The sequence below is a fragment of the Pseudomaricurvus hydrocarbonicus genome, from assembly GCF_011602365.1.
Classification (GTDB): domain Bacteria; phylum Pseudomonadota; class Gammaproteobacteria; order Pseudomonadales; family Cellvibrionaceae; genus Pseudomaricurvus; species Pseudomaricurvus hydrocarbonicus.
This window is the reverse complement of the sequence record NZ_JAAONZ010000040.1, coordinates 1-7,418: the sequence shown is the minus strand read 5'-3', so window position 1 is coordinate 7,418 and position 7,418 is coordinate 1. Positions and strand designations below refer to the sequence as shown.

Genomic DNA, 7,418 nt, shown 5'->3' with positions numbered 1-7,418 from the left:
TATTCGGTATTTTGACGTTACCCCTCTGCACGGGCAGCAGGTGTTCGATGATTTTGAATTGCGCGTTTGTAATTTCCATAGGCGCAAATTTTACCAAAATTAGTGTGAACAGGCCCTAGAAACTAGAAACTAGAAACTAGAAACTAGAAACGAGTGACGAGGAAAAGATTGGCAGCATAAACACCTAACATCTTTAACAGCGGAGGGGCGGCGGTGGATGAGTTGACGTTAGTGATTGGCAATAAAAACTATTCCAGTTGGTCGTTGCGGGCGTGGCTGTATCTGGCGGTGAATGACATTCCTTTTGAGGAGATTCGTCTGCCGCTGGACACGCCGCGGTTTTATCAGCACATTCACGAGTATTCGCCCACCGGCTGCGTGCCGGTGTTGCATCACGGTGAGGTGTGGGTGTGGGATTCGCTGGCGATCATTGAATACGTGGAGCGCACGTTTGCGCCGCAGATCGGTTGGCCTGCGGATCCGAAAGCCCGGGCCGTGGCGTTGTCGGCGGTGATGGAAATGCACGCCGGTTTTCCGGAGTTGCGCAAGCACTACCCCATGAACTGCCGCAAACCTTCTTTTCAGGCGCCCTTGCGCGGCGAGGTTCGCAAAGACCTGACCCGGCTGGATCACCTGTGGCGCAATTGCCTGGACGCCTCCAGGGGGCCGGCGTTGTTTGGTCGCCTGAGCATTGCCGATGTGTATTTTGCGCCGGTGGTGTTTCGCCTGCACACTTATCAGCTGCCCATGTCGCAGCCCTGCCTGGATTATGTCGAGTGGATGTTGGCCCTGCCACAAATGCAAGCCTGGGCCGAGGCCGCACGGCAGGAAACAGAAATCGTGGTGGCGGATGAATGGCAGGACTGATGGTTGGGCTGGGGTGGGTCCTGCAGCCCCGGTGCCCGTGAGTCTTGTGCGTGGCCCTGGCGGGCGTGACGTGTCTGACGCGCGACTCGCCGACACCCTCGTCGTCGTTAATGGGTGACAGTGCAACCCGCCCGCCTCCGGGCTGGCCTGCGGTCGCCTTTTCTGCTCCCGTTTCATTTAGGGTCACCTCCATGCTTCATGTCCTCCTCCATTTTCGCACCCATCACCGGTGATCGCGTGCCGTGTCAGTGCACTTGCGCCGTGAAGCTCGGGGTTTGTGCACTGACGTTGGGCGTGAGTGTGGCCAGGCCAGCCATTGATGAGATTTTGATTGAGCGCGCCCTCCGTTTTTGGCATGCTGATCCACTTTAAAACCGAATTATTATTTGATTATTCAGCATTGGGGGCATACCGGGAATGGAACCTTTTGGCAATGCGTGGGCGCTGCTGCCCACCGCGCTGGTGTTTGTGTTGGCGGTGTGGACCCGACGTCCCATTGAATCTCTCATCAGCGGTTCGCTGCTGGGGTTAATCATGTTGCACGGCACCGGGTTTGTCACCGGTTTTGCCGAGACCTCGCTGCGGGTGATGACTGACGAAGATGTCGCCTGGGTTATTCTGGTGTGCGGTTTTATGGGCAGCCTGATTGGCCTGTTGATCCGCACTGGCGCGGCGACCGCCTTCACGGTGAAACTGGGCCATAAGATCCGCAGCCAAACCAGCGCGCTGTTCTTTACCTGGGGGCTGGGTATTCTCATGTTCGTGGACGACTACCTGAATTCTCTGGCGGTGGGCGCGGCCATGCGCAACCTCACCGACAAATACCGGATCTCACGCGAGAAACTGGCCTATGTGGTGGATTCCACCGCGGCGCCGGTGAGCGTGATCATTCCGTTTTCCACCTGGGGAGCCTTCTTTGGCGGCCTGCTGGTGGACAATGGTCTGGCGGAAGACGGTCAGGGCCTGTCGGTGTACATGTCCGCCATTCCCTACATGCTCTATGCCTGGGTGGCGCTGTTTTTGGTGCCGATTGTCATCAAAGGCTGGGTCCCGAATCTGGGGCCGATGAAGGCGGCAGAGCTTCGGGCGCAGGAAACCGGGGTGACGGTGCCACCGGAAGCGGCACACATTGAGAAGGCCAATCAGGCGATTCAACCCAAGGCCGGGGCCAAGCCGAGGCTGTGGCTGTTCGTGCTGCCGATGCTGTCGCTGGTGGGTTTAACCATGTGGTTTGACAACGATTTTCTCATTGGCATTTACATGACGCTGGGGCTGACCCTGTTGGCGATTTTGCTGATGCGGATTCTGGATCTGCACGAAACGTTCGATACCGTCATCGACGGCTTTAAAACCATGATCGAACCTCTGGCGGTGTTGATTGCGGCGTTCATCCTGAAAGATGTGAACGATGCGCTGGGGCTGTCCACCTATGTGGTGGACACCATGCAGCCGCTGCTGACCCCCGAATCGCTGCCGGCGGTGATTTTCATTTCCATGGGGCTGGTGTCCTTTATGACCGGGTCCAACTGGGGGGTGTTTGTGATTGTGCTGCCGATTGTGACGAGCCTGGGTCAAACCCTGGGGGCGGACATGACGCTGGTCATTGGCGCCACCCTCTCGGCCAGTACGTTTGGCAGCCATGCCTGTTTTTACTCCGATGCCACCGTACTGACCGCGCAGGCAACCGGGTGTACGCCGCTGCAGCACGCCCTGACGCAATTTCCTTACGCGCTGCTTGCGGCGATCATCACGCTAATCGGTTATCTGGCCATCGCTTATTTATAAGTGGCGGCTAACACCCGTATTGGCAGGGGCGTGCGCTCAAGAGGCTGGGCCAAGCCCCTGCGTGAATGCCCCCGCGGAGAGAAAACCGGCCTGGGCTAAATCTGGTCTGGGCTAAATGTGGCCGGATTCAAGCCGGTGGCCGTATCACTCACTTGCATTGACGTTACAAGCGCGCCAACAGCTCCGTTTTTTTATCAGTAAAATCCTGTTCGGAAATGGCCCCGGCATCGCGCAATTTGGCCAGTTTCTCAATCAGCTGGATGATGTCGTCGGAGGAGGACAGATTTTGGCGGTCAAGCGGCATGGCGGCGGCGGGGGGCGTGGCGCCCTGGTTGAACGGCGGGGTAGACACGGCCGGTTTGGCAAAATTGGTGTGCACCGCAGGCGCCGGTAGGCCCGGGCCGGAAAGGATGGGCAATTGGTTGACCGACACACTGCCAAATTGACTGGTAAACGTCAGTGAGGTGTCGCCCCCTTGTTGCTGGCTGATCCCGCCAATGTGGTGATTGAGGGTGTCGTAAACGGTGACCTGGCCATTCAGTTCTACCGCCAGCTTGCCCGGGAACACGGCGTAGCGAATGTTATTTTGAGCGCCGGAACTGAAGGGAATTCCGCAATCACTGGGCCACCATTGATGGCCGCCCGGGGTGCCGGCGGGAATCACAGGAAAGATCTGGTTGTTGGCCAGCGCATTGGCCAACTCCAGGCAGAGGCTGTTGACGGTCATTTTCAGGCCGTGATTGAATATATCCCCCACCATGGTCATACCACCGCGCATCCACTGGCCTGAGCCGCCCAGTTCCGGGCAGTTAAACTGTGCCATGTTGCCTCCGCCATTATTGACCGCCATCAGCATGTGGATCACTGCGTCATGACTGAGGTTGTAACGACTGGCGATGTCGTTGACCAGGCGCGTTCCGGTGGGGGTGAGTTGTTGTTGCATGTTGTTTGTCCTGTAACCCGTGGCGGTGGGCTTGTGTGTCAGTGATAAGGCCAAACCAGGTTGAAACTACCTTGCGAGTGTTGCGGTGTGTTGACAGCGCCTGGGCTGTGGCAGCGGTGATGGTGGGTGGTCAGCGTGGCCGTTGCGAACGGGCATTGCCAGAGCACCGAAAATTCACCCGCGGCTCCCTCAGTTTAGTTGCTAATGGATGCCGTTTCGAACGTGCAGGTTGAAAAAGCTGTGATTGAGACCCGGCCGCCAGGCGCGCGACTCCCGTGTGGCGCCTGAAGCAAGAGGGTTGAAGGGAAGCCGCAGAAGCAGGCCGTTGTGGTGTGTTTGGTAACGGTGGGTTTTGATCACCGGGTGGTGGCTGATCGCAGCCAGTGTTTGGACCACGTGTTGCCCGCCTTCGCTGGGCGCGTGGCAAGCAGTAACGTAACACGGTTCAGCCTGACATTGCTCTGGTTAAGACTGCGACGGCCACTGTCGTCGCTGCCACAAGCCAATGGGTTACATTCAAAAAAACCGCGCCCCGGCAGGACCGGGCCGCGGTTTTACCGGTAGCGAGACCGCGTTGTCGGGGGTCAGTGCACGCCGTGCATACCTTTGCGCAGCAGCGGCGAGATCAGCAGCATAAACACTCCCACGCCGATGCCGATCCACATCAGGACGCTGTAGAGTTCGGTGTAGGTGGCCAGCGCGTGGGCAAGGTCCTGAGTTTCGCCCGCGTGGGTGTCGATGGCGGCGAGTTTGCCGATGCGGGTGGCCACGGTTTCCGACAGGGCGGTGGCTAAAAACCAGGTGCCCATACTGACGCCCACCACCCGCTTGATCGACAGTTTGGTGACCGCCGACAGGCCCACCGGGGAGATGCACAGTTCACCGGTGGTGTGCAGCAGGTAGGCCAGTGTCAGCCAGAGGATGGCGACCTTGCCGTCGGCCCCCAGAAACTGCGCCCCAATCACCATGGCACCGAAGCCGAGGCCGGCCTGGAAAATGCCGAGAGCAAATTTGACCGGCGTCGACGGCTCCCAACCGCGTCTGGCCAGCCACACCCAGAGACCGGCAAACAGGGGCGCGAAGACAATGATGAAGAACGGGTTCAGCGAGCCGAACATCGAGGCGCGCAGTTCCGTGCCCATGACTTCGCGATTCACGATCCGGTCGGCGTAGAGGGTCATGCTGCCGGCGGACTGTTCGAACAGCGCCCAGAACACCACGCTGGAAGCGATCAGCACCATCAGTACCAGCGTGCGCTGAAACTCATCCTTTGTGCCTTTCAGATACGCAAACAGCAGCAGGCCGATGAGCGCCAGGGCCAGCAGAGCATTCTGTGCCATGTGCACCACCGGTTCGTATTGCAGCAGATACCAGACCGCCCCCAGGGACAGCAGCCCGCACAGATAAATGGTCCATTCGCGATTGATTGGCCCCAGTACCGGTTGCTTCAGTTGCTCTGGCGAGCTGGGGTCGGCCAGTCCGCAGAGGTATTTCTGCCCCCGTAAAAACGTGGTGAGACCCAGCAGCATGCCGATGCCGGCGGCCCCGAAGCCGTACCCCCAGCCGAAGGTTTCACCCAGCCAGCCACACAACAGGATGGCGACGAAAGAACCGATATTGATGCCCATGTAGAAGATGGTAAAGCCGGAATCCCGTCGAGGGTCGTCGTCGCCGTAGAGCTGACCGACGATGGTGGAGATGTTGGGCTTGAGGAAACCAACGCCGACGGCAATCAGTGCCAAGGCCAAAAAAAACACGTTTAACGCGATCACGTCCTGGATGATAACCTCGTCAGCCAGGCGGGTGCCGGCGGCAATGATCGAGCCATCGTTGAGGGTGAGGGGTGCGTTGAGCACGGTGCCGCTGGCAAAGTGCAGTGCCTGCTGCCCTTCGTAGGCCATCAACAAGTGGCCGGCCGATAACAGCACGGCACCAAACACCACCGCTTTGCGCATGCCCAGATAGCGGTCAGCCAGCAGGCCGCCAATCACTGGCAGGGCGTACACGAGCCCGGCGTAAGCGCCCAGCACGTCGTAGCCTGCTTCATCGGTGAACAGATGGTATTTGGTCAAATACAGCAGCAGCAGAAACTTCATCCCGTAAAAAGAGAAGCGCTCCCAAAGCTCGGTGGCGAAACAAATATAGAGTCCCTTGGGGTGACCAAAGAGGTCGTCCGCCGGGGCGGTGGCGGTGAGTTCGGAAGTGGCTGTCATGAGCGAGTGATTCCCTGTGTGTGACATAACGCTGCAAGTTTTCAACCTCAGCTCACCCTGAATGCAGGCGTGAGCTGAGCTGGAACGCGGTGGGGTAACGCGGCCTCCCCGGAAAAGGCAATATAAACGAAAGTATTATTATTCCAGAATCTAACAATACTTACAGCGATCATACCGCTTAAAATGAACATCAGATTCGTCTATCAGGGAGGCGCTGATGCTCCGGTCCCGGCCCTTGATCATAGTTCGCTGTACGGGCATTTCAATGCCTGTGGTGTTGGCGGGTGTGCTCTGTCTGGCGGCCCTGGTGAACGGCTGTGCCCAGCAGCCGTCGCCGGAGGTGACTCTGTTGACTGCCGAGGCTCAGCGGGTGTTAAACAGCCCGCTGCTGTTGTCTGATCAGTCTCGCCCCGGGACAAGTTCCAAGGCAGATTCTGAGACCCATATAAAGAACAGGCCGCTCTCAGAGGGCTTGGCGGTTGAGAGCTTGTTGGCGCGCCATGGCCGATTTGATGATCCGCTGGCGCTCACTGCGGAAATGCGCCACTTCGTGCATCGCTACGTTTCTCCTCAGGCCTCCAGTGCCAGCAAACTGCAGCAGTTGCTGGAAGCGGTTTTGCATCCGGGGTTGCTGGGGTTGAAATACGACCCCCAAAAGACCTACAGCGCCAAGGATGCGTTTGATCATCAGACAGGGAACTGCCTGTCGTTTTCAAACCTGATGGTTGCCCTGGGACGCGAAGTGGGGCTCAAGGTCTGGTTTAACGAGGTTGAGGTGCCGCCGACCTGGGATAGCCAGGATGCTCGCACCTATTTGTATTACCGGCATATGAATGTGGTCGTCAAAGTGGGTCGGGACTTGAAAGTGGTTGACCTGGATCGGAAAAACTATCGGCAGCATTACCCGCAACACCGGGTGTCGGACGACTACGCGCTAGCGCAGTATTACAACAACTTGTCGATGGCGCAGTTGTTTGACGGGCAGTTGGGGCGAGCGTTCTTGCTGCTGCGCGAGGCCATTCTTCTGGAACCGGAACTGTCATTTCTGTGGGGTAACCTGGGGACCCTGTACCGACGGGCTGGCCATTTCGAAGAAGCGGAAGTGGCTTACCGGAAAGGCTTGCAGCTGAACCCCGCGGATCTGTTGGTCATCAGCAATCTGGGGCGTTTGTATCAACAAATGGGGGATGAGTCACAGGCCCGGATGTTCGATGCGATGGCGCTGAGATTCCGCATGACGAATCCCTATTTTCGCTACCACCTGGCGTTGCAGGCGGTGGCCGAAGGCGACCCGGAGCGGGCGTTGAAACACATTCGGGCAGCGCTTGCGGGGGATCGCCAGGAACCTCGGTTTCACGTTCTGGCCGCGGACATCAATGCCGCGCTGGGGTTGACGGAGGCCGCTCAGGAGCAGCGCCGGTTAGCGGCAAACCTGGGGCGCGATTACTCTGTGTCACCCTAGTGTTGTCAAAGCCTGCGTGTTATCAACGCTAGCCCGAATATTTCACAAAGGACTAAACAAGAACGGCTGAAAGCCTTATGGTTATTGGTGTCTAGACAATATCCGCAAGCAATCAGCCGTGAACAAAATGATACCACAGTCTTTCCAG

At 58.1% G+C, this 7,418-nt stretch carries 5 protein-coding genes; 3 read left to right on the top strand and 2 right to left on the bottom strand.

The window, feature by feature from the left end; translation table 11 throughout:
- Window positions 1–213 precede the first annotated feature (213 nt).
- Together G8770_RS23690 and G8770_RS23685 are read left to right on the top strand one after the other, a co-directional pair.
- Complete coding sequence (locus G8770_RS23690; RefSeq protein WP_167192527.1) at window positions 214–867, top strand: glutathione S-transferase N-terminal domain-containing protein; 654 nt, start codon at window positions 214–216, stop codon at window positions 865–867.
- A gap of 417 nt (window positions 868–1,284) precedes the next feature.
- Entirely contained in the window at window positions 1,285–2,652 is a 1,368-nt protein-coding gene (locus G8770_RS23685; protein ID WP_167192526.1) for a Na+/H+ antiporter NhaC family protein, read from the top strand.
- A 163-nt stretch (window positions 2,653–2,815) separates the two neighbouring features.
- Here G8770_RS23685 and G8770_RS23680 read toward each other — a convergent pair whose 3' ends face one another.
- Together G8770_RS23680 and G8770_RS23675 are read right to left on the bottom strand one after the other, a co-directional pair.
- Window positions 2,816–3,595, bottom strand: a complete 780-nt coding sequence (locus G8770_RS23680) for an SHOCT domain-containing protein (protein WP_208022481.1) — start codon at window positions 3,593–3,595, stop codon at window positions 2,816–2,818.
- A gap of 584 nt (window positions 3,596–4,179) precedes the next feature.
- Window positions 4,180–5,808, bottom strand: a complete 1,629-nt coding sequence (locus G8770_RS23675; RefSeq protein WP_167192525.1) for a peptide MFS transporter — start codon at window positions 5,806–5,808, stop codon at window positions 4,180–4,182.
- 265 nt (window positions 5,809–6,073) lie between these two features.
- Between G8770_RS23675 and G8770_RS23670 the strand changes: the two genes are divergently transcribed.
- Window positions 6,074–7,270: a tetratricopeptide repeat protein gene (locus tag G8770_RS23670; RefSeq protein WP_167192524.1), complete on the top strand. Its 1,197-nt coding sequence runs from the start codon at window positions 6,074–6,076 to the stop codon at window positions 7,268–7,270.
- Window positions 7,271–7,418: the final 148 nt, after the last annotated feature.

Bases quoted from the DNA above. Each gene is read 5' to 3' on its own strand.
- G8770_RS23685 (WP_167192526.1), top strand. From the start codon at position 1,285: ATGGAACCTTTTGGCAATGCGTGGGCGCTGCTGCCCACCGCGCTGGTG.
- G8770_RS23680 (WP_208022481.1), bottom strand. From the start codon at position 3,595: ATGCAACAACAACTCACCCCCACCGGAACGCGCCTGGTCAACGACATC.
- G8770_RS23675 (WP_167192525.1), bottom strand. From the start codon at position 5,808: ATGACAGCCACTTCCGAACTCACCGCCACCGCCCCGGCGGACGACCTC.
- G8770_RS23670 (WP_167192524.1), top strand. From the start codon at position 6,074: ATGCCTGTGGTGTTGGCGGGTGTGCTCTGTCTGGCGGCCCTGGTGAAC.